Genomic DNA, 20,760 nt, shown 5'->3' with positions numbered 1-20,760 from the left:
TTTTATAAGGTGCGCCAATGCGAGGTTCGAATTTTGTCTCTTTTTTGACAGTACAAGGTTTTTTTATCGGTATTGTTTTTGGGATACTTAAGTCGACCTCACCGGAGAGTTTTTTAGGGTTTGTGATCCTTATCAGCACGTTTTTTTATCTTTTTGCCCATTTGTGTGTCGGCTTTTTCTTCCAAACATTGGGAGTAAAAAATCATCCGTTTCCCAAAGCTTCCCATGAGCACAATTTGGACTTTTTTGTACGTGAGATCAATAAACGAGAACAATTCATCGATGCATTTTACACCCATAAAGCGGATCTGTTAGATGAAAACAATGGACGGGGGCAAGGATGAGCGGCGCAAATGTCTATTCACAAGAGTTAAAACACCGTGAAGACCAGCTTGCAATTCAGTATTTGCCTGCAGTAAAGGCGATGTCCTTTCGGCTTAAAGAGCGCCTGCCCAGCTCGATCGATTATATGGATTTGAGCGCGATAGGGACTGAAGAGCTGGTAAAACTGGCACGCCGTTACGACGAAACGCAGAATGATTCGTTTTGGGGATATGCCAAGACGCGCGTATACGGTGCGATGCTCGATTACCTGCGTTCGTTAGATCTGGTAAGCCGATCAAGCCGACGACTGATCAAAGAGATTGACAGCGCTATCGAGCTTTACATGAGCGATCACGATGATGAGCCCACCGATGCGGAACTGTCGGAAATATTAGGTATTGAAATCGATAAAATCCATGAAGCTCGGATCGCATCGGATATTTATACGGTTTTGCCACTGGATGATCAATTGGGAACCCCCGAAGAGGGGGGGATATTGGAGCGGATAGAGCATGAAGATCTTATCGAAGCGATTCAAAACGTTTTATCCGGATTTGAGGAGCGGGAACAGATCATCATCCAGCTCTATTATTTTGAAGAACTGACCCTCAAAGAGATCAGTGAAATCGTAAACATCACCGAATCGCGTATTTCGCAGATTCACAAATCGGTAATACGGCGCATTAAAGATGCGGTAGGGGGAAGATAATGGCAGATATTTTATCGCAAGAAGAGATTGATGCCCTTCTCGACGTTGTTGATGACGAAGGAGACGGAGCGTTAGAATCGGCTGACGATTCCCTTTTCCCCCAACGCCAAATTACCCTGTATGACTTTAAACGTCCCAATCGTGTCTCGAAAGAGCAGCTTCGGGCTTTCCGCGGTATTCACGACAAAATGGCACGTTCCATCGCATCCCAGATATCCGCAATTATGCGTTCCATCGTAGAGATACAGCTTCACTCGGTCGACCAGATGACCTATGGGGAGTTTTTGATGTCCCTTCCGAATCCTACGAGTTTCAACGTCTTTTCGATGAAGCCGTTGGAAGGTAACGGGGTTTTGGAAATCAATCCCTCCATCGCATTTCCGATGCTGGACCGTATTTTAGGAGGTAAAGGGGAGCCTTTCGAAGCGAATCGGGAATTTTCCGATATCGAGCTCTCCCTATTCGAGACGATATTGCGGGTAATGATGGGGACACTCCGCGAAGCGTGGGCTCCCGTTACCGATTTGTATCCTCAAGTCGAATCCAAAGAATCCAGCCCTAACGTTGTTCAAATCGTCGCTCAAAATGAGATTGTCGTGATGGTCGTTATGGAGATTATCATCGGACACAGTTCAGGAATGATGAACATCTGTTATCCGGTTATCGCCCTTGAACCGGTATTGCCGAAACTTGCCAGCCGTGATTTGATGCTGAATGAAACCAATTCCAAAAAAAGCCGAAATCAAGAACTTCAAGTTCTTTTAGGCGGTGCGCATGTCAATGTTGAAGTCAACCTTGGTGAAGCCGAATTAACGCTGCATGAGTTGTTGGAATTAGGTGAGGGAGATATAATACGGCTCAATATTCCTGCCGATGACGTCGTCCATGTCAGTGTGGACGGGAAAAACCGTTTTGTCGGACAGATGGGGTTACGCCGATTTAGAAAGTCGATTCAGATCAGCTCTCTTATCGACACCGAAAAAGATGCCGTCAAACGGGCACTTAAAGAGTTTGAGACCAAACGTAAAGCACGTATCAGCGGTGTTAAAGATATGATTCGCGGGCCATTAGAAGATGAGGAGGATGAAGATGAGTGATTTTGCCGGAGTATTTGCAAATGAGGCAGTTGCTACAATAGAGGGGTTGACGGGTCAAACCCCCTCTATCATCCTCAAAGAGGCAGAAGATATCTCTATCGTCTCCAATGTTATCCCGCCTATAGCCTTGATTCATGTCAGCTTCAGCGGAGATGCTTCGGGGCGCGGATTGATCATGATGCCTCCGCAATTGGCGACGGCATTGGGCGATATGATGCTCGGCGGCGAGGGAGAAGCGCAGGATACGATGTCGGATGAGGATCTTGATGCGGCGAAAGAGATTGTTTCCAACATCGTCGGGGCAATGAGTACGACATTGGGATCCCAAAAAGAGCTTCCGAAATTTACGATCAAACCGGAGCGTGCCGAATTTATCGCTGAAAACGGAGAAGTGAATCTTGATAATTTTGCGAAAATGTTTGTGTTCAGTTTCACATTGGGCTCAATCAATTCACTCATGATGTTCGCAATTGATTCCGGAATCAAAGCTGCTTTGAGCGGCGGTAAAATGTCTGAATCGCAGGCAACAGCAGCACCATCGTCATCCGGATCTATCTTTGATACTCCCTCTTCAGAGCCGGCGGTGAAACTCGAAGAGGGTGAGATGAAAAATATCGGTCTCATTATGGACGTAAAACTTCCGGTTCGCGTTCGTATCGGGAAGAAAAAAATGCTTTTAAAAGATGTTCTCAGCATGGATATCGGTTCGGTTATAGAACTGAATCAACTCGCGAATGATCCGCTTGATATATTGGTAGACGATCATGTCATTGCACAGGGTGAAGTGGTTATTGTAGATGGAAATTTTGGTGTTCAAATTACCTCTATCGGAACCAAACGAGATCGTCTGAACAAACTCAAAGGGTAGTTATGGCGCGTAGAAACGGGAAAAAAAAAGAGTACCCAAGCAGCCGTTATGTTAAGGATATCAAATCTGCGGACGTTTGGAGTGTCTTTAAGATTATCGCCGACTTTGTACAGGGATTTGATGAATTAGGAGATCTCGGTCCTTCGGTAACAATTTTCGGAAGTGCCCGGGTGGATGAAAAACATCCTTATTATCAGCAAGCAATGCAACTCTCAAGCATGCTCGGAGAGCGCGGCTACAATATTATCACGGGAGGCGGACCGGGACTAATGGAAGCGGCCAACCGCGGTGCGTATCAACACGAGAATGTGGAGTCGATCGGACTTAATATTGAGCTTTCGGCTGAACAACAGCCAAACCCGTATATTACGAAAGGGCGAAGTTTCGATTATTTCTTTTCACGCAAAGTAATGCTAGTCAAGTATTCGATGGCATACGTTATTTTTCCGGGTGGATTCGGAACGCTTGATGAGATGTTTGAAGCATTGACGCTTATCCAAACCCGTAAAGTTTGGGGGGTACGGCTTTTCATTATCGGTACGGAATTTTATGCCCCTTTGATTCAGTTTATCCGGGATAAATTGTTGGGAGAAGGGATGATCGATGAAAAAGATTTGAAGCTCTTTATCCTCACCGATGATTTGGATTTGGTCGTAAGAGAGATTGAAAAATCATTGGTAGCACAAATGGCCACACTGGAAAAAGAGGGGCTCAATGATACGAAATATTATAAGATCCTCTCCAGTTATTTTGAAAACAGACCGATTTGTGACGGGAGCGATGCATAATGGGTAAAAAAGTATTGATCGGAATGAGCGGAGGGGTAGATTCAACCGTCTCGACACTTCTCCTCAAAGAACAAGGATATGAAGTTGAGGGAGTTTATATGAAACTTCATTCCAAACCCGGCTATCATGAAATCCATCAAGCGCGCGCACAGAAAGCGGCCGACTTTGCCGGAGTCAAACTTCATATTCTCGATCTTCAAGAGCAATTTAATGCTAAAGTGTTTACCCCGTTTATTGAAACCTATAAAGAGGGGAAAACCCCTAACCCGTGCGCATTGTGCAACCGTAATATTAAATTCGGTGCGATGGTGGCATTCGCCGATTCGATAGGTGCCGATTTCGTTGCAACAGGTCATTATATCCGTCATGACGGACAATATCTTCTTCAGGCACACGATGATACGAAAGATCAAAGCTATTTCCTGTTTTATATTGATCCGGCATTGGTTCCGCGCCTTTTATTTCCGTTGGGAGAACGTCACAAGAGCGATATTAAAGCATTCGCCGCAAGTGTTGAAGGACTCGAATCGTTTGCATCCCAAGGTGAATCGAGCGAGATCTGTTTTGTAGAAACAACCTATATGGACGTTCTAAAGCCTTACGTCCCTGTCGATCAAGAAGGAGACGTCCTCGATATGGAAGGCAAGGTTGTCGGAAAACACAAAGGATACATGCATTATACGATTGGTAAACGTAAAGGGTTTACCGTTAATGGTGCACATGATCCCCACTTTGTCGTAGAGATTAAACCTGAGACAAACCAAATCGTCGTCGGAACACGCGAAGATTTGGAGTGTCGCCGTGTCGAGTTGGAGCGGGTCAATATGTTTGATGAGAGAAAAGAGTTTGAATGTGATGTCAAACTTCGTTACCGTACCACGGCGGTTCGCTGTTCGGTTAAAATTGACGGAGATCATGCAGTAGTCGAATTGCATGAACCGGTCTTGGGTGTTGCATCAGGGCAGGCAGGTGTCTTTTATGACGGAGAAAAATTACTCGGGGGCGGGTGGATCGTTTGATAACTCCAAAGCAAAAAATTGTTGCGGCTGGAATCATCGGTAATGTTATCGAGTATTACGATTTTGCTCTGATCGGTTTTTTAGCGGTGATGATGGGAAATCTGTTTTTCCCTTCACATGATCCTTTTCTATCATTATTAGGCTCTTTCGGCGCATTTGCCGCCGGTATGATTATGCGTCCGGTCGGGGCTTTGATTTTTGGCCATATCGGTGATCGTGTCAGTCGGCGTACAGCGTTGATGAGTTCTCTCATTATGATGGCACTGCCGACCTTTTTAATCGGTTTTTTACCGACATATGCACAAATCGGGATGATGGCTCCGATCCTTTTGGTACTGCTGCGTATGATTCAGGGACTTTCAGTCGGGGGTGAATATGCCAGTTCAATTGTTTATCTGGTAGAACAATCCTCCCCTAACCGTCAAAATCTATACGGCTCTTTTGTCTCAGTCGGGGCTAAAATCGGTATGGCGATAGGATCAGGTTTTTGCGGGGCACTGCTATGGTATATAGGTGCTGATGCGATGGGAGAATGGGGTTGGAGGATTCCGTTTATAGGAAGCATTGTTATTGCTGCAGCCGGACTTTATCTGCGTCAAAATCTAACTGATAATTATACGCCAAACGACGATAAAATTGTTCCTATTGTTGCGATTTTACGGCATCATCGTCGTGAATTTTGGCAATTTCTTAGTGTTGCTTCCGCTATATGGGTACTGTACTATACGGTCTTTATTTATCTGCCGGTTTGGCTTGAGGGGAGTGCAGGACTCAGCAAAGTTGAAGCGGGGCAGATCAATACGATCTCTATTGTAGTAGGGGTTATTTTTATTCCTCTGATGGCGATGGTCGCAGATAAAATCGGATCGCTTCGTTTAATGCGGCTTACGGCAATAACGCTCGCGATAAGTATTTACCCCCTCTTTTTCTGGATGAGTATCGGAGGTTATTGGGGAGCTTTGGGAGGAACGATCGTTTTAGTGATTTTATTGTGTTCGTTTCAATCGCCAATTTTTGCTTCGACCGTAAATGCATTACGTTACCATGGTTACCGTGCCTCGTTTACGGCGGTTATTTTAGGCAGTGCGGCAGGTATCGTAGGCGGCGTTACGCCCGCCCTGATGACTTCAGTGACTCAACTGAGCGGGGATCCGTATGCCCCCTCCTATATCATCGCGATCGCATCAGCTATCGGATGGATAGTCCTTAGAGGCGTACGGGTTTAAAGATGGATTTCATCAGCGGAAATTCCATCATTTTTTCGGGGTTGCTTTCACCGTTGATGTTGACAATTTTCAGCCGTCCGTAGCCGTTATTAAAATCATTGGCTAAATCGTATACCGTCCCTACGATGGTCAGCTTGCCGCTTTCTACATCTGCTTTAAATTCTTTCTCTGCATAAAACACTTATTGATGTACATTGTTCACAACACCTGCGAGCCATTTTGTTTCATCCGTACCCATCATCGATGTTTTGCGAATCGCCAAAGAGAGTGAATCGAGCTCTTGAATAATATGCGGCCCTTCGGCAGAATAATCGCTTAACGCCGCTTTGATCGCACCGCAGCGTGAATGGCCGACGATAATGAGCAACGGGGTATTCAAATGACGGACACCGTATTCGACACTCCCCATATTGGAGCCGAATTGATTGCCGATATTACGGATCATAAAGAGATCATTTTCCGGTGTTGCATCAAGAGAAATACTTTGAAAACGGGAGTCTGAACACCCGATTACCGTGGCACGGGGATGTTGTCCGTTTTTGAGTTTTTCAAAAAAGGTCGAACCGGAATGATTGACATAATAATCATTTTGGGAGATTACATCCGCAAACATTTTTTGAGCCATCTCTTGCAGTTCTTGGGTGTTGGGAACCGTATGATGGGAGGCTGAAGGTTCGGCTGAGTTGGCCAGAACCAACGAACTTGAAGTCAGAGCAAAAAATTTGAGAAACGTCCGCTTATTCATCGGTTACCCCCTGATTTGGTAACCTTAAGTGTACCACAAAAGAAGAGGGATTAAAACTTCATAGAGGTGTTTGTATCATTTGAAGTGGGTATGTCCGCTTCGCCTGCATTCTCGGTTGCGGGCTCGGACGGATTGGATTCACTGAACAAATCGGTGACGCTTTGATTGCTCTCTTCTGTGGTCGGTATTACTTCTTCTTTTTTTGGCGGAGTCATCACCTCTTGATATTGAGGGATGACGATACCACGGCGTTTCATGATTTTATAGATGATACGAGAGCGGTTCACGACGTATTTTTGATTGCCGGTCGCGTTGTAACGGATAGGGTTAGGGAGAACAGCCGCCAAATGAGCCGCTTCGAGTCCGGTTAGATTCTTGGCACTTTTATGATAATAATGGCGGGCCGCAGCTTCGATTCCGAAAATCCCGTCTCCCCATTCCGCAACGTTGAGGTAGAGCTCAAGAATTTGTCGTTTCGAGAGGGTACTCTCAATCCGCCATGTCAGGATCGCTTCTTTGATTTTACGGATCGGATTTTTACTCGGTGAGAGGTAAAGGTTTTTGGCGAGTTGCTGGCTTATGGTACTTCCTCCGGCCACAGACCCTTTTTTCAGACTCCGCTCCAATGCCTGTTCCATTCCATTCACATCAAAGCCGTCATGGTTCCAAAATTTATCGTCTTCTCCGATGAGAACCGCTTTGATAATATTGGGTGAAATCTGAGAGATGGGTACCCACTTTTGGGTGATGTGCATGTCACGGTTTTCAGAAGCCCATTGATCTTCTCTGTACTCCATAAAGGCGGTAGGAATAGGGTGAATATCCCGTAAATCGGAAACATTCGGATAGATGAGATACCGTCCGATATCGATAAATCCACCGATCAGAAGGATAATAAAAAAAAGTTTGAGTTTAGACATGATTAATCCATATTGAGTTTAGGCAGATGCCATTGTTTGTAATACGCTAGGAGCCGTAAAAAGATTGCAAATCCGGCGACTCCGGCGACTCCCCATGTATTGATCATATCTACTTGCACTAAAAGCAGCAGCAAGACAGAAACAATAATGGCGATTGAACCATAAAAATCGCTGATCAAGACAGAGGGGACTTGGTTGATCATCGTATCGCGTAAAACCCCTCCGCCGACTGCCGTTAGGAAACTCAGTATCATGACACCGAAGAAATTAAACTCAACCTCGATGGCCAGCAGGGCGCCTGTGATACTAAAAGCCACCAGCCCGATCGTATCCGAGACGACAAACAGCCATTGGCGCTCCAGCTGTTCACGACGGTAAAGGCGGAAGGCGAAGGCGAACAGGATGGTTATGATGACAGTCAGTGCCGGATAGTATTCGTTAAACGCAAAAGGGGTCCGTCCCAGAAGAACATCCCGCACGACACCGCCACCGAGTGCAGTGAGCGATGCAGAGATGATCAGACCGAGCAGATCGAGGTTATTACGAACCCCGACCAAAAACCCGCTCAGGGCAAAAGCGAAAATCCCGAGAATATCGGCGGCTAGGACGACATCAAACATTCGGTGCGCGGTAGTTTTCTTTGAAACTCACGTAACGTTTGGCCGAAGCATACAGCTCTGCAACTTCTTCGTCACTCAATTCTCTCACCACTTTTGCAGGGCTTCCCATGATAAGCGAGCGGGGAGGAAAAATTTTGTTTTTAGTTACTAGCGCACCGGCACCGACAATGGATTCTTTACCGATTACGGCACCGTCGAGGATTGTCGCTGACATTCCGATAAGGCAGGCATCTTCAATCGTACATCCGTGTAACATGACCCGGTGCCCGACAGTAACATCGTTTCCGATGATTGTCGGATATCCGTCACTCATATCGTCACGTTTGTGGTGGGTGACGTGTACCATACTCAAATCTTGAATATTGCTGCGATCTCCGATTTGGATATAGTGGACATCACCGCGAACGACGCATCCGAACCAAATACTTACATCTTCTCCCATTGATACACGTCCGATAACATCGGCAGAAGGTGCAATCCAAACGCGCTCTTTCATTTCGGGGGTATAGTTTAGATAATTACTGATCATCGAAATCCTTCGTTAACTCTCTTTAAATAATCGTGCCGTAAGTTGCTGCACGTAATTTGGAGTCTGTTTTTTGATTGAACTGTAGAGTTTATTAATTTCGGTTTCAACTATGGCATGAGAGTTGATGATTGATGAGCCGTCATGAGGAACTTTTACGTAGGTGCCGTCATTTTGGAGCTCATAGGCAAGATCATTGTCCGAAATTTGTAATTGCAAAATCTGGAGGAGTTTTGCCGATGATTCTTCTCCGGACACGGGTGTGAGCAATTCAATGCGACGCAAGAGGTTTCTCGGCATCCAATCGGCACTCGATATATAGGTTTGCGGCGTAGAGTGTTTAAAATAAAAAATTCGTGCATGCTCCAAATATTTCCCGATGATGGAGGTGACACGAATGTTGTCGCTAACCCCCTCGATGCCAGGACGGAGACAACAGACTCCGCGGATAATGAGCTCGATTTTAACTCCGGCTTGTGATGCTTTGTAGAGTGCGCGGATGATGTCCTCATCGACGAGAGCATTCATTTTGGCGATGATGACCCCTTCGCTTCCCATACGTGTTTCGTTGTGGATGAGCGAGAGGAGTTTCGGTTTGATCTGTGTCGGTGCCATGTAGAGTTCGCTCAGTTTCCCTTTTTTGCTGAATCCGGTCAAAAAGTGGAAAAATCGGGTCATATCATAGGTTATGGCATCATTGCTGGTCATGTAGCTGATATCGGTGTAGACGGTTGCGGTTGATGGGTTATAGTTTCCGGTACCTAAGTGAGCGTACTGTTTGAGTTTGCCATCGACACGGCGGGTGATGAGGGCGGCTTTGGCATGAACTTTAAATCCGGTGATACCGTAAATGACATGTGCTCCGGCATTTTCGAGTGCTTTCGCCCATTGCAGATTGTTTTCTTCATCAAAACGTGCCCGCAGTTCTACCATAACGGTGACCTGTTTTCCCGATTCTGCGGCTGCGATCAGAGATTGGACGATAACCGATTTGGAACCTGAACGATACAGCGTCATACGGATTGAGACGACATCGGGATCTTTTGCTGCAGTCTGGATGAGACGCACTACCGGCTCAAAACTCTCAAAAGGGTGGAACAAAACGAGATCTTGTTTGTCAAGAATAGTATACAAGCTCTCATCCGAATTTAGAGGAGGGAGATTGCGCGGTTTGAAACTCGGACTGGTGAGATGGGCAAAATCTTTGTTTCCGACAACTTGCCACAGGGCACCGAGATTGAGATAGGTTTGGAAACGGTAAATGTCATCCTTGAAAACATTTGCATGACGGTTGAAAAAATTGAGCAGATCATCGTCAGCATGGTTGCTTAATTCGAGACGAACGATTTCCCCTTTTTTACGGAGTTTGAGACCCTCTTCGAGGATCTCCATAAAATCGTCCGCTTCTTCTTCTTCAATCGCGATATCGGCATTTCGGGTGATGCGGAAAGCCGAGAATTTTATGAGCTCGTATCCCGGGAAAAGATCTTGGATATGCTCGGATACGATACTTCCGATCGGGATATAAATACGGTTATCAATATCGACGAAACGAGGCAATACACGCGGTATGCGGATAATGCCGTAGCGTTCGATGCTCGGTTCATCTTTATCTCGAAGCTTCACGATTTGCCCAAAACTGAGGTTATTCAGATGGGGAAAGGGGTGAGTTGCATCGACAGCGATAGGGACGATTACGGGATAGATGTTTTCATGAAAATATTTATCCAAAATTTTACGCTGTTCAGGGGTGGTTTCTTGATACGATTTGAAAAACATCCCCTCTTTTTCAAGATGATGCATGATGTCCAGCAAACAGTGTTCAACCACTTTTTGTTCATCATGCAGGTAGGTGCGGATCTCACGTAATTGATGCAACGGGGTAAAGCGATCTCCTCCCGATACATTGACTCCGGCACTGAAAAGTTTTTTTAATCCGGCAACCCGAATCATGTAGAACTCGTCGAGATTGGTTCCGTAAATAGCGAGGAATTTGAGCCGTTCCAAGAGGGGAAGAGATTCGTTCAGCGCTTGTTTTAAAACACGTGTATTAAATTGGAGCCATGAGAGTTCTCGATTGATATAAAGAATTGGATTTTTTAAATTAGTGGGCATAGTTTCTACCGGTTTTGGTTTTAAGTTAACGTGATTATATTATACTTAGGGTTACAAAAGGGGAACTTAATGAGTACATTCCAAATTTTGATGTTTGCTATGACACTTTTTTTCGCGTATCAAATCTTTCGTCACGTTCAAAATTTAGACGATTCCCCTCCTCATAATCCCGAAACAAAAAATCCTGAACCCGTTGTATCCGAACCTGCATCTGTCCTTGAAGCCGATAAAGCGTACGAAGCGGGAAATTTAGCAGGAGCAAAAATGCATCTGGAAGAGGCACTGCATGCCGATCCTGAAAACCCTGAGATTTTAAACAAACTTGCATTCGTCATCGCCAAATCCGGAGATCGACTCTCTGCGATCGAACTCTATGAACGCTCCTTGGAACTTGATGAGAATGATGATTTGACCCATAACGCGATCGCTTCCCTCTACCGTGCCGAACATGCGTATGAACGGGCCCAAGACCATTACCTTAAAGCTTTGGAGATAGATGATACGTATGCTCAGACCTATTATAATTACGGTAATCTGTTGGTTGATATGAATGATATCGATGCAGCGCGAAGCATGTACTCGCATGCACTTGATCTTCAGCATGATTTTTCGCAAGCGCGTGAAGCGTTGCAATCGTTAGGAGGAATGAAATGATTGACGACCAAGCAAGGTTGGCCGTTTTGATCGATGCGGACAATTCACAGCCTTCGATTATTGAGGGGCTCATGGATGAGATCGCCGCACACGGTATTGCCAGTGTCAAACGGATTTACGGTGACTGGACCGATACGAAACTCAAAGGATGGAAAAATGCCCTTTTGGAACACGGTCTTCATCCGATGCAGCAGTTTGCCTATACCACAGGGAAAAATGCGACCGATAGTGCGATGATTATCGATGCGATGGATCTGCTCTATACGAAAAACTTTGACGGCTTTTGTATTGTCTCAAGTGACAGTGACTTTACCCGTCTTGCCAGCCGTATCCGCGAATCGGGGATAAAAGTGTACGGTTTCGGAGAACAAAAAACCCCTAAAGCATTTATCGGCGTATGCGATAAGTTTATTTTTACCGAAAACCTCCGTCGTACCCAAAACCATAAAGAGACGCTTGCACCTAAAATCAAATCCGATAACAAAGCTCTGCTCGCATTGGTACGAAATGCCGTGGAAGATACGACGAATGAAGCTGGATGGTCGTATCTGGGATCAATCGGGCAAAACCTGATCAACAAAGCTCCCGAATTCGATCCCCGCAGTTACGGCTTTAAAAAACTCCTTGATTTGATCGAGAGTTTAGGAGAATTTGAATTTAAATTTTCCGATCCGTTATCCGGTTCACAGGCAGTTCATGTGCGGTTTAAACGGCATAAAAGGAGTTATGAAAAATGACGGTTCAGGAAATCTATACTTATCTCGACGAACTTTCCCCTTTTGCATTGCAAGAGGGTTGGGATAACTCAGGGTTGCTGGTGGGGGATTTTACGCAAGAGATTACACAGGTGGTTTTGAGCATCGACATCGATGCGGATCTCATCGAAACCATCCCGGAAAATGCCCTTTTGATTACCCACCATCCGATTATTTTCGGCGGCCTTAAACAGCTTCAATTCAATCAATACCCCGCCAAAATCGTTGCCCCGATGATCCGTAAAAATATCTCCAATATTGCGATGCATACCAATTTCGACCAAACTCATCTCAACGATTACGTCGCAACACAGGTGTTGGGATACCCCATCATCGCCAAAGAGGGATTTGTCGCCTATTTGGGGGTTGATGAACCCTATGATACCTTTGCCCAAAAGATAAAAATTGCATTAGGGCTGCCTCACACTCGCGGGGTTAAATGTCATGACCATATTAAAACCTGTGCTTTGGTAACGGGTTCGGGAGCGTCATTGATGCGTAATATCGAAGCGGAGTGTTTTCTCACCGGAGATATCAAATATCACGATGCAATGGAAGCATCCGCATTGGGAATGTCGATGATTGATATCGGACACTATGAAAGTGAACGCTATTTTGGCGAGGTTTTAGGGGGGCATTTGGAAAAATTAGGATTGAGTGTTATAATTTCGCCATCAAAAAACCCCTTCAGCTATCTTTAGCGCAAATTAGGTAATTGTGTAACTCCAAAAGGAACCCCATGAACAAACACCTTGAACAATTGATCGAGCTCTCAATGGTCGATAAAGATATCGATGCATTTGAACCGCAAATCGAAGAAGCCAATCTTCAATATGACGCGTTGAGCGCTACAAAAAACGGTATTATCGCTGAGATCGATACCCTTAAACAAGAGATAAAAGACGAGCAGCTCAAAAAACACAAAAACGAGCTTCACTTGGCCGAACTCTCTGCAAAACTTGAAGAGAACAGCCGTAAAAGCGGTGAAGTGAAAACCGAGCGTGAAATGAAATCGCTTCAGCTCGAAGAAGAGATTGCAAAAGAGCAAGTCAGTTTTGCCAACGAAGAGATTGAACGTTTGGAAAAACTGATCGCTCACAAACAAAGCAAAATCGACGAACTTGAAGTTAAAGCAGCCGAAATCGAAGCGACCCTTACAACGGTAAAAGCGGATGTAGACGTAAAATTGGCGCGTATCGACGAAGCACGTAAAGAGGTTTTCGGCCGTAAAGAAGCATTGGTAAGCACGATGAATCAAAAAGGGTTGTCGTTTTACCAAAAAATTCGCCGCTGGGCAAAAAACACAACGGCTGTACCAGTACGCAATCAAGCGTGTATGGGATGCTACATGGCGATCAGCGATAAAGTCTATTCAGACGTTATCAAAGGTGAAGAGATTACAATGTGTCCGCATTGCGGACGTATTTTATACCTAGAACCGTCTTCTGACGCTATCGGTGCGTAACGTAGTTTTCGACCTTTTTTATACCTTCACAGCGGCATTGCTCTGTGCCGCTGCGTTCCCCTTGCTCATCCTTTTTTCATTCAAGAAAAAATATCGTGAATCGATTCCCGCACGATTTTTCGGGATTAAGAATCCCCCTTTTCGCGACCATGATCTTTGGTTTCATGTCTGCTCACTCGGAGAAGCGAAAGCAATCGCACCGATTTTGGAGAAACTGGGAGATAAAAAAATCGCTATCAGCGTCATCACCCATACCGGGTATGAAGCAGCATCAAAGTATGCGGCTCAAGTACGCTATTTGCCGTATGAACTATGGCTGTGGTTTTGGATTGAGCGTCCAAAAACGGTAGTGATATTGGAAGCGGAATTTTGGTATCTTCTTTTCCGTCTCGCGCGTATTCGGGGCGGCAGGGTGATTGCTCTTAATGCCCGAATCAGCGATCGAAGCTTTCCGAAATACTATCGGATGCGATGGTTTTATCGGATCCTTCTCAGACAATGCGATCATATCTTCTGTCAAAGTACAGAAGACATGGCTCGCTTCATTGCGTTGGGAGCGACAAATGTCGAAGTGGTCGGGAATATCAAATTAGCTCAGAAGATTGCTGCAAGTAAAACTTATCCAAAACCCGAGGGATTGTTGATCGTAGCGGCAAGTACGCATGAGGGAGAAGAAGAGGGGATAATTCAAGGGTTTATTGAGTATCGTAAATATAACCCCTCAGCTAAACTCCTTGTCGTTCCTCGCCATCCGGAACGATTTGCCAAAGTGGGCGAATTGATTGAACGGAGTGCTCCGGCATTGAGCCTCTCACGTTGGAGCGAGTCGCAATCGATGGATAGTGATATTATCCTCATTGATGCGATGGGGGAACTGAACAACCTCTACGCGATCAGCGATATAGCGATATTGGGCGGTGCATTTGCACCTATCGGCGGGCATAATCCGCTGGAACCGGCTCATTTCGGGTGCAAAATTATCACGGGAGAGCAGATATTTTTACAGCGTGAGTTGTTCAAATACGTCTCGCATGTCCAATTTGTGGGATTAGATCGTATTACCGAGGCTCTAATGGATGCCCAGGAAATACCCCCATCGCAGGTCAACGGAACGGTTGATTTGCAAAGAGTATTAGATTATTTAACGGAGAAATAAAATGGAAAAACCAAAAGCGTATAAGCTCTTAGCGGAGCAAGAAGGAATATCCAACTCTGAGGCCAAATCACTGATCGATCGCGGTTTGGTTTATGTCGGAAACAACAAAGTGATGATCGCACGCGGTGAGATCAGCCCAAAAACGGTATTTATCGTCCAAAAAGTGGAAAAGGTACGTCCGATTTTTGAGAACGACGATTTGATCGTCGTCGATAAACCGGCATTCGTCAACTCCGATGAGATTGAGCGGCAGTTCAAAGGTTCGCAGCTCCTTCACCGTCTCGATCGTGAGACAAGCGGTGTTTTGATGCTGGTCAAAAACGAAGAATTCCGTCAAAAAGCGATTAGCGAGTTTAAAAAAGACAATGTCTACAAAGAGTATGTTGCATGGGTAGAAGGGATGGTGAGTGAGCCGTTCGTGATCGATCAGCCTCTTATTACCGAGAAAAAAGGGAACAAAGCCTATACCAAAGTTGCTAAAAACGGAAAGCCTGCGATTACCGAAGTAACCCCTTTGGAAATTTCAGGGAAAAAAACCAAAGTACAGCTAATCATCCATCACGGACGAACCCATCAAATCCGTGCCCATATGAAATACGCTCAGCATCCGATTATTGGAGATGAGAGTTACGGCGGACGACAGTCGAAACGGGTCATGCTTCATGCGAAAAAAGTGACGTTATTAGGACGAACGTTTGAAGCTCCAGAACCGAAGGTCTTTAGCCATTTCGGAAGTTAGTTTCATAAAATCTCCGTGATCCATTTCCTAGAGCCGTTCCGAAGGCAGTAGTGCAGAGAGGAACGAGCGTTCTTGGATCACGGTATGTTCTTTTGGTACTTTTCTGGCTAATCAGAAAAGTAGAAGAGAGTAATAAAGTGTAATTGAAGAAAAAATTAAGTATAATTCGGAAATTTTTACCCCCTGTACAGTTATTATTTAGGAGTTTTTAGTGTTTGATACGCTAACCGAATCGTTTACATCCGCAATACGCAAAATCCGTTTTCACGACGACGAAAAGGCGTTAACCAAGGCATTAGGCGAGCTTAAAAAAGCCCTCTTGAAAGCTGATGTAAATCACAAAGTCGTAAAAGAACTTATTGATTCGGTCGAGATTCAAACCAAACAAAGCGGTATCGGAAAAGATCAATTCCTGGATGCGCTTCGTAAATCTTTATATGCTCTTTTGGATGTAAAAGGGAAATCGGGTTTTGTTTATGCTCCGGTATCTCCGACTGTTATTTTGATGACGGGATTGCAAGGTTCGGGTAAAACGACGACGACCGGAAAACTGGCAAACTGGCTTAAAACACGTCAGAAAAAACGGGTTTTGGTCGTTGCGGCAGACTTACAGCGTCTTGCAGCGGTTGAGCAGCTTCGCCAGGTGTGTGCGGGAATCGACGTTGAACTCTACGCCGATGATGCAACTAAAAACCCGGTTGAAGTTGTCAAAGCAGCACTCGAACATGCTAAAAAAGTTTTGGTCGATGTGGTATTGATCGATACTGCCGGACGTTTGGCGATTGATGATGAGCTCATGGGAGAATTGGCGGAAGTCAAAGCGGTAGCCAACCCGCATGAGATTTTCTATGTTGCCGATTCTCTATCAGGTCAAGATGCTGTCCGTACGGCAGGTACCTTTAACGAAAAAATCGGGATTGACGGAGTTATCCTTACCAAATACGACGGTGATTCCAAAGGGGGCGTAGCTCTCGGGATCGCTTCTCAAATCCAAGTACCTCTTCGCTTTATCGGGGCAGGGGAAAAAATGGAAGATCTTGAAATCTTCCTTCCTGATCGTATTGTGAACCGTCTTATGGGGTTGGGTGATATCGAGGGATTGGCAGAGAGAACGGCATCCGTAATCGATGAGAAAAAAGCAAAGGCTCTTACTAAAAAGATCAAAAAAGGTGAGTTTAACTTTAATGACTTTTTAGAACAAATGGAGAGCCTCAAAAAAATGGGGAGCATGAAATCCATAATGGGAATGATCCCCGGAATGGGCGGCATGGCTTCTGCTTTGAAAGATTTTGATTTGGAAAACTCGGGTGAACTCAAACGGATCAAAGCGTTGGTCTCCTCGATGACGATGAAAGAACGCGAAGATCCGGAACTTCTCAATAACAGCCGAAAAGCCCGTTTGGCAAAAGGGTGCGGACTCGATATCATTCAGGTCAACCAAATTCTAAAGCAATTTAAAAATGCTTCGAAAATGGCAAAACGGTTCTCCGGTAAATCGGGGATGAAAGACCTTCAAAGCATGATGGGTCAAATGCAAGGTACGCGTATCCCGCGTTAATCTTGCTCTGTACAAATGCTAAGCTATAGACTCATCGGAGTTTACAGCTTAGCATTTGAAGCAGCTTAGACGTTTTTCTTTTACTTTTGTGGGTAAAACACTCTTCTAAGCTTCTTGGTGCATAAAAATATTAAAAGGACACACACATGGCAACAGTCATCCGTTTAACCCGTATGGGTCGTAAAAAACAACCTTTCTACCGTATCGCGGTAACCGATAGTCGCAAACGCCGCGACGGCGGTTGGATCGAATTGATCGGATACTACAATCCGATGACAGACCCTATCACTACCAAAGTAGATGAAGAGCGTCTAAACTACTGGTTGAGCGTTGGTGCTCAAATGTCAGACCGCGTTAAAAAAATTACCGGTAAATAATGATGGTCGCGGACTTCGTCGCAGGTTTTGCTAAGTTAATAGCGTCTTATCCCGAAGAGATTCGGGTAGAGTCGCATGATGGCGACGAAGTGACCGAAATCGTTTTGTACGCCAATCAGGCGGATGTGGGCAAGCTTATCGGGAAAGAGGGCAAAATGATCGGTGCGATTAAAACCGTCATTTCCGGATGCAAAGCCAAAGACGGAAAAAGTTACCGTATCAATGTCGAACCGCTTTCGTAATTCACCTCCGCAAGATCTCTTGCATGTCGCTACTTTAGGCCGAGTTGTCGGTTTAAAGGGTGATATGAGGCTTAATCTCTCTACCGATTTTCCAGAACAATTTAGTGCTAATACCACCTTTCTTTTGGAAAACGGTAAAGAAGTGACTCTCACTTCCTATAATCCTGATCGTGAACTGGTTCATTTAAAAGGGATTGATACCCCGGAAGCGGCTAAAGCTCTCACCAATGCAAAACTTTTTACTACTTTCGAAGCAACTCGCGAGCGTTGTAACCTTAAAGAAGGTGAATTTTTTTGGTTTGATCTTCTCGGTTGTAGGGTTGTTGAGGATGAGAGTGTTCTGGGCAAAGTACAAGAGATTGAGCGTATCGGTCCATTGGATTATCTTTTGGTGGCAACCGATCCGTCGTTTGTTAGCAAAGGACTTCCAAATACGTTTTTAATCCCTTACATCGATCGCTTTGTCTTAAATGCGGACGCAGCGGCCAAGGTGATTACCGTAGAGGGCGGATTGGATCTGTTAGAGGCGTCGTAATGCATTTTACGTATGTCACTATTTTTTCCAATCTCATCGAGGGATATTTTCAGGATTCTATCCTTAAGCGGGGAATTGAATCGGGGAAATTTTCGGTTTCGTATCTCAATCCCAGAGATTTTAGCGCTTCACGTCATCATAAAGTCGATGATACGGCTGCAGGCGGCGGGGCCGGTATGGTAATGACTCCCCAACCTTTGTTTGATGCACTTCAAACATTGGATGAAGAGGCCCATATCATTTTTGTCGCTCCGGTAGGAAAACAATTTACCCAAAATGATGCCAAACGTCTCGCCAGAAAGTCCCATGTGGTTTTCGTCAGTGGACGGTATGAGGGGATCGATGAACGGGTTGTTGAACGCTTTGGGGACGAAGTGTTCAGTATAGGCGACTATGTCCTGACCGGAGGAGAACTCCCCTCTTTGGTCATGACCGATGCGATCGTCCGAAATATCGAAGGTGTTTTGGGAAACAGTGAGTCTTTGGAGTACGAGAGTTTCGAATCGCCACTTCTCGAAGCCCCTTCATTCGGAAAACCCCCTGTTTATGAGAATATGAGTGTTCCATCAGAATACTTAAAGGGAAATCACAGTAAAATTCGTGCACTAAAATCGTCTCTGTCTGAATGCAAAACAAAATACTTCAGACCGGAGCAGCTTCAAAAGCATAAAATAAGGACATCTTATGAAAAATAAGTACATTGCAAGTTTCGAGCAAGCACAAATCGCTAGCAAAAACGTTCCTGAGTTCCGCGCGGGTGACACTCTTCGTTTGGCAGTAACCATTAAAGAAGGTGACAAATCACGCGTTCAAAATTATGAAGGTATCTGTATCTCTATTCGTGGAGAAGGTACTGGTAAAACTATTACTGTACGTAAAATCGGTGCTAACGGTGTTGGTATCGAACGTGTATTCCCTATCTACAGCGACAGCCTTGAAAAAATCGAAGTACTTCGCCGTGGTCGTGTACGTCGTGCGAAATTGTTCTATCTTCGTGACCTTGCCGGTAAAGCAGCACGTATTAAAGAAATTCGCCGCAAATAATCCCTCTTGTCGCTCTTTTGAGCGGCAACCACTTTTTCTACTCTTTTCCAATCACTCTTTTTTAATTTTCCATAAGACACCAACCGTTAGCAACGTTGCAAATACGATCATGGATATAAATGCATCCATTGTCCCCATCGCATGTTGAAACGGCAATCCACCCGTATTCATTCCAAAAAATCCGACAACAAGATTGAGGGGAAGAAAGATAACGGATATGATGGTTAGAAGATAGATACTTCGGTTCATCCGATCGGTGGAGCGGAGACTGTAATATCGATAGAGGTTGTCGAGCTGATCATTGGCAGCTACATTGGAACGCAGCGTCCGTTCTAAATGCTCAAAAAGGTCGTTAAACTCATTGACAGGGAACGCTTCCGCAGCATTCGATTTTGCAATGAATAATTTCAAGACATCGACTGTTTTACGGATCACCCGCTCGGAACGAGAAAGCTCTTTTTTGAGATCGTGCCAATGATCCATAAAGGCGGAAGTGAGTTTTTTATATAAGCTTGATTCAATTGCGGCAATCTTTTCTTGAACGGTTTCAATGTCATCCATTAAGACATTGACCTTTTTGTCTAAAAAGAGGTATAACGCATTGATGCCGTCTGAAAACTGTGTAAAATCTTCTTTTGTCTTGTCGTAATAATATACGTTTTCCTCGGAGAGGATAAAGCCGTAGGAGTGTATTTTTGCCTTTTTCCCCAGTTGCTCAGGGAGCCGCAGTATTAAGATACGATAGTCGTTATATTCTTCAAATGCAGAGGGATGCAGAGGATTTTGGAGATCTTTGAGATGCAGCTCATGGATGTCTATCATGACTATTCCCCTTTGAGGGCCCGTTCCATATCCCGTTTGATGCTTTTTTCTTTGAGGTCATCGCGTTTGTCGTAAAGCTTTTTACCTTTAACGATTGCAACCTGCATTTTGGCGAGGTTTTTGTCATTGAAGTAGATACTGAGCGGGACGAGGGTGAATCCCTCTTTTTCGACCGCTTTAAACATTTTGTCGATCTGTTTTTTATGCAACAGCAGTTTGCGGCTTCCCCGCTCTTCATGGGAATAGAAATGGTGGGTGGTATCAAGTACGCCGATATGAACACCGAAGACAAACGCTTCACCCCGTACGATTTTGATAAAGCCGTCTTTGAGGTTAACCCGTCCGGCACGGAGGGCTTTGACTTCGCTCCCTTTGAGAACGAGTCCCGCTTCGAATTTTTCTTCGATGTAGTAGTCAAAAAAAGCTTTTTTATTGGTGGCTATGTTTTCGCCCATT

Annotated in this window: 27 protein-coding genes; 19 read left to right on the top strand and 8 right to left on the bottom strand. The window is 44.9% G+C overall.

Going from position 1 to position 20,760, the window contains the following annotated elements:
• Window positions 1–17: 17 nt before the first annotated feature.
• From PHE37_RS00860 to PHE37_RS00830, 7 genes are read left to right on the top strand one after another with little or no spacing between them, the layout of a single operon-like run.
• Window positions 18–344, top strand: a complete 327-nt coding sequence (locus PHE37_RS00860) for a hypothetical protein (protein ID WP_299993943.1) — start codon at window positions 18–20, stop codon at window positions 342–344.
• Window positions 341–1,033 carry an RNA polymerase sigma factor FliA gene (locus PHE37_RS00855; RefSeq protein ID WP_299993944.1) on the top strand — a complete coding sequence of 231 codons (693 nt, stop codon included), beginning with the start codon at window positions 341–343 and terminating at the stop codon, window positions 1,031–1,033. The genes PHE37_RS00860 and PHE37_RS00855 overlap by 4 nt, the downstream gene beginning before the upstream one ends.
• Entirely contained in the window at window positions 1,033–2,130 is a 1,098-nt protein-coding gene (gene fliM, locus PHE37_RS00850; protein WP_299993945.1) for a flagellar motor switch protein FliM, read from the top strand. Before PHE37_RS00855 ends, fliM begins: the two co-directional genes overlap by 1 nt.
• Window positions 2,123–2,998, top strand: a complete 876-nt coding sequence (fliY, locus tag PHE37_RS00845) for a flagellar motor switch protein FliY (protein WP_299993946.1) — start codon at window positions 2,123–2,125, stop codon at window positions 2,996–2,998. The genes fliM and fliY overlap by 8 nt, the downstream gene beginning before the upstream one ends.
• Before the next feature lie 2 nt (window positions 2,999–3,000).
• Window positions 3,001–3,786, top strand: a complete 786-nt coding sequence (locus tag PHE37_RS00840) for a TIGR00730 family Rossman fold protein (protein WP_299993947.1) — start codon at window positions 3,001–3,003, stop codon at window positions 3,784–3,786.
• Window positions 3,786–4,805 carry a tRNA 2-thiouridine(34) synthase MnmA gene (gene mnmA, locus PHE37_RS00835; protein WP_299993948.1) on the top strand — a complete coding sequence of 340 codons (1,020 nt, stop codon included), beginning with the start codon at window positions 3,786–3,788 and terminating at the stop codon, window positions 4,803–4,805. The genes PHE37_RS00840 and mnmA overlap by 1 nt, the downstream gene beginning before the upstream one ends.
• The gene (locus PHE37_RS00830; RefSeq protein ID WP_299993949.1) at window positions 4,793–6,031 is read left to right on the top strand and encodes an MFS transporter; all 1,239 of its coding nucleotides are present in this window, start codon (window positions 4,793–4,795) and stop codon (window positions 6,029–6,031) included. Before mnmA ends, PHE37_RS00830 begins: the two co-directional genes overlap by 13 nt.
• Here PHE37_RS00830 and PHE37_RS00825 read toward each other — a convergent pair.
• Genes PHE37_RS00825 through PHE37_RS00800 form a run of 6 tightly spaced genes read right to left on the bottom strand, consistent with a single transcriptional unit; the run spans window position 6,012 to window position 10,957 of the window.
• The gene (locus PHE37_RS00825) at window positions 6,012–6,212 is read right to left on the bottom strand and encodes a hypothetical protein (protein ID WP_299993950.1); all 201 of its coding nucleotides are present in this window, start codon (window positions 6,210–6,212) and stop codon (window positions 6,012–6,014) included. The two genes, PHE37_RS00830 and PHE37_RS00825, sit on opposite strands and share 20 nt — an antisense overlap.
• On the bottom strand, window positions 6,213–6,776 hold the full coding sequence (locus PHE37_RS00820; protein ID WP_299993951.1) for a carbonic anhydrase: 564 nt from the start codon (window positions 6,774–6,776) through the stop codon (window positions 6,213–6,215).
• Between the two features lie 50 nt (window positions 6,777–6,826).
• The gene (mtgA, locus tag PHE37_RS00815) at window positions 6,827–7,696 is read right to left on the bottom strand and encodes a monofunctional biosynthetic peptidoglycan transglycosylase (RefSeq protein ID WP_299993952.1); all 870 of its coding nucleotides are present in this window, start codon (window positions 7,694–7,696) and stop codon (window positions 6,827–6,829) included.
• Window positions 7,697–7,698: 2 nt separating this feature from the next.
• Complete coding sequence (locus PHE37_RS00810; RefSeq protein WP_299993953.1) at window positions 7,699–8,316, bottom strand: trimeric intracellular cation channel family protein; 618 nt, start codon at window positions 8,314–8,316, stop codon at window positions 7,699–7,701.
• The gene (locus PHE37_RS00805; RefSeq protein ID WP_299993954.1) at window positions 8,309–8,845 is read right to left on the bottom strand and encodes a gamma carbonic anhydrase family protein; all 537 of its coding nucleotides are present in this window, start codon (window positions 8,843–8,845) and stop codon (window positions 8,309–8,311) included. The genes PHE37_RS00810 and PHE37_RS00805 overlap by 8 nt, the downstream gene beginning before the upstream one ends.
• A 12-nt stretch (window positions 8,846–8,857) precedes the next feature.
• Window positions 8,858–10,957: an RNA degradosome polyphosphate kinase gene (locus PHE37_RS00800; protein ID WP_299993956.1), complete on the bottom strand. Its 2,100-nt coding sequence runs from the start codon at window positions 10,955–10,957 to the stop codon at window positions 8,858–8,860.
• 69 nt (window positions 10,958–11,026) lie between these two features.
• On the opposite strand from PHE37_RS00800, the gene PHE37_RS00795 reads away from it, so the two are divergent.
• The 12 genes from PHE37_RS00795 (at window position 11,027) to rplS (ending at window position 19,482) form a co-directional block, all read left to right on the top strand.
• The gene (locus tag PHE37_RS00795; protein WP_299993958.1) at window positions 11,027–11,611 is read left to right on the top strand and encodes a tetratricopeptide repeat protein; all 585 of its coding nucleotides are present in this window, start codon (window positions 11,027–11,029) and stop codon (window positions 11,609–11,611) included.
• Complete coding sequence (locus tag PHE37_RS00790; RefSeq protein ID WP_299993960.1) at window positions 11,608–12,348, top strand: NYN domain-containing protein; 741 nt, start codon at window positions 11,608–11,610, stop codon at window positions 12,346–12,348. Before PHE37_RS00795 ends, PHE37_RS00790 begins: the two co-directional genes overlap by 4 nt.
• Window positions 12,345–13,067, top strand: coding sequence for a Nif3-like dinuclear metal center hexameric protein (locus PHE37_RS00785; protein WP_299993962.1), 723 nt, complete (start codon window positions 12,345–12,347; stop codon window positions 13,065–13,067). Before PHE37_RS00790 ends, PHE37_RS00785 begins: the two co-directional genes overlap by 4 nt.
• 38 nt (window positions 13,068–13,105) lie before the next feature.
• Window positions 13,106–13,831: a zinc ribbon domain-containing protein gene (locus tag PHE37_RS00780; RefSeq protein ID WP_299993964.1), complete on the top strand. Its 726-nt coding sequence runs from the start codon at window positions 13,106–13,108 to the stop codon at window positions 13,829–13,831.
• Window positions 13,824–14,987 (top strand): lipid IV(A) 3-deoxy-D-manno-octulosonic acid transferase, encoded by a 1,164-nt coding sequence (waaA, locus tag PHE37_RS00775; protein WP_299993966.1) that lies wholly within the window; start codon window positions 13,824–13,826, stop codon window positions 14,985–14,987. The genes PHE37_RS00780 and waaA overlap by 8 nt, the downstream gene beginning before the upstream one ends.
• A gap of 1 nt (window position 14,988) precedes the next feature.
• Window positions 14,989–15,726 (top strand): RluA family pseudouridine synthase, encoded by a 738-nt coding sequence (locus tag PHE37_RS00770; protein WP_299993968.1) that lies wholly within the window; start codon window positions 14,989–14,991, stop codon window positions 15,724–15,726.
• Between the two features lie 211 nt (window positions 15,727–15,937).
• Window positions 15,938–17,284, top strand: a complete 1,347-nt coding sequence (ffh, locus tag PHE37_RS00765; RefSeq protein ID WP_299993969.1) for a signal recognition particle protein — start codon at window positions 15,938–15,940, stop codon at window positions 17,282–17,284.
• A 146-nt stretch (window positions 17,285–17,430) separates the two neighbouring features.
• Entirely contained in the window at window positions 17,431–17,661 is a 231-nt protein-coding gene (rpsP, locus tag PHE37_RS00760; protein ID WP_013459360.1) for a 30S ribosomal protein S16, read from the top strand.
• A 2-nt stretch (window positions 17,662–17,663) separates the two neighbouring features.
• The gene (locus PHE37_RS00755) at window positions 17,664–17,903 is read left to right on the top strand and encodes a KH domain-containing protein (protein ID WP_299931038.1); all 240 of its coding nucleotides are present in this window, start codon (window positions 17,664–17,666) and stop codon (window positions 17,901–17,903) included.
• A complete protein-coding gene (gene rimM, locus PHE37_RS00750; protein WP_299993971.1) occupies window positions 17,884–18,438 on the top strand; it encodes a ribosome maturation factor RimM in 555 nt (184 codons plus the stop codon). Before PHE37_RS00755 ends, rimM begins: the two co-directional genes overlap by 20 nt.
• On the top strand, window positions 18,438–19,133 hold the full coding sequence (gene trmD / locus PHE37_RS00745) for a tRNA (guanosine(37)-N1)-methyltransferase TrmD (protein WP_299993973.1): 696 nt from the start codon (window positions 18,438–18,440) through the stop codon (window positions 19,131–19,133). Before rimM ends, trmD begins: the two co-directional genes overlap by 1 nt.
• A complete protein-coding gene (gene rplS, locus PHE37_RS00740; RefSeq protein ID WP_299993975.1) occupies window positions 19,123–19,482 on the top strand; it encodes a 50S ribosomal protein L19 in 360 nt (119 codons plus the stop codon). Before trmD ends, rplS begins: the two co-directional genes overlap by 11 nt.
• A gap of 51 nt (window positions 19,483–19,533) precedes the next feature.
• On the opposite strand, the gene PHE37_RS00735 is transcribed toward rplS, so the two are convergent.
• A complete protein-coding gene (locus PHE37_RS00735; protein ID WP_299993977.1) occupies window positions 19,534–20,304 on the bottom strand; it encodes a CorA family divalent cation transporter in 771 nt (256 codons plus the stop codon).
• Window positions 20,305–20,306: 2 nt separating this feature from the next.
• Window positions 20,307–20,759, bottom strand: a complete 453-nt coding sequence (smpB, locus tag PHE37_RS00730; RefSeq protein WP_299993978.1) for an SsrA-binding protein SmpB — start codon at window positions 20,757–20,759, stop codon at window positions 20,307–20,309.
• Between the last annotated feature and the right edge of the window lies 1 nt (window position 20,760).

Source organism: Sulfuricurvum sp. (genome assembly GCF_028681615.1).
Lineage (GTDB): Bacteria > Campylobacterota > Campylobacteria > Campylobacterales > Sulfurimonadaceae > Sulfuricurvum.
Note: the sequence above shows the minus strand (reverse complement) of the source record. Positions and strands in the feature narration are given on the sequence as shown.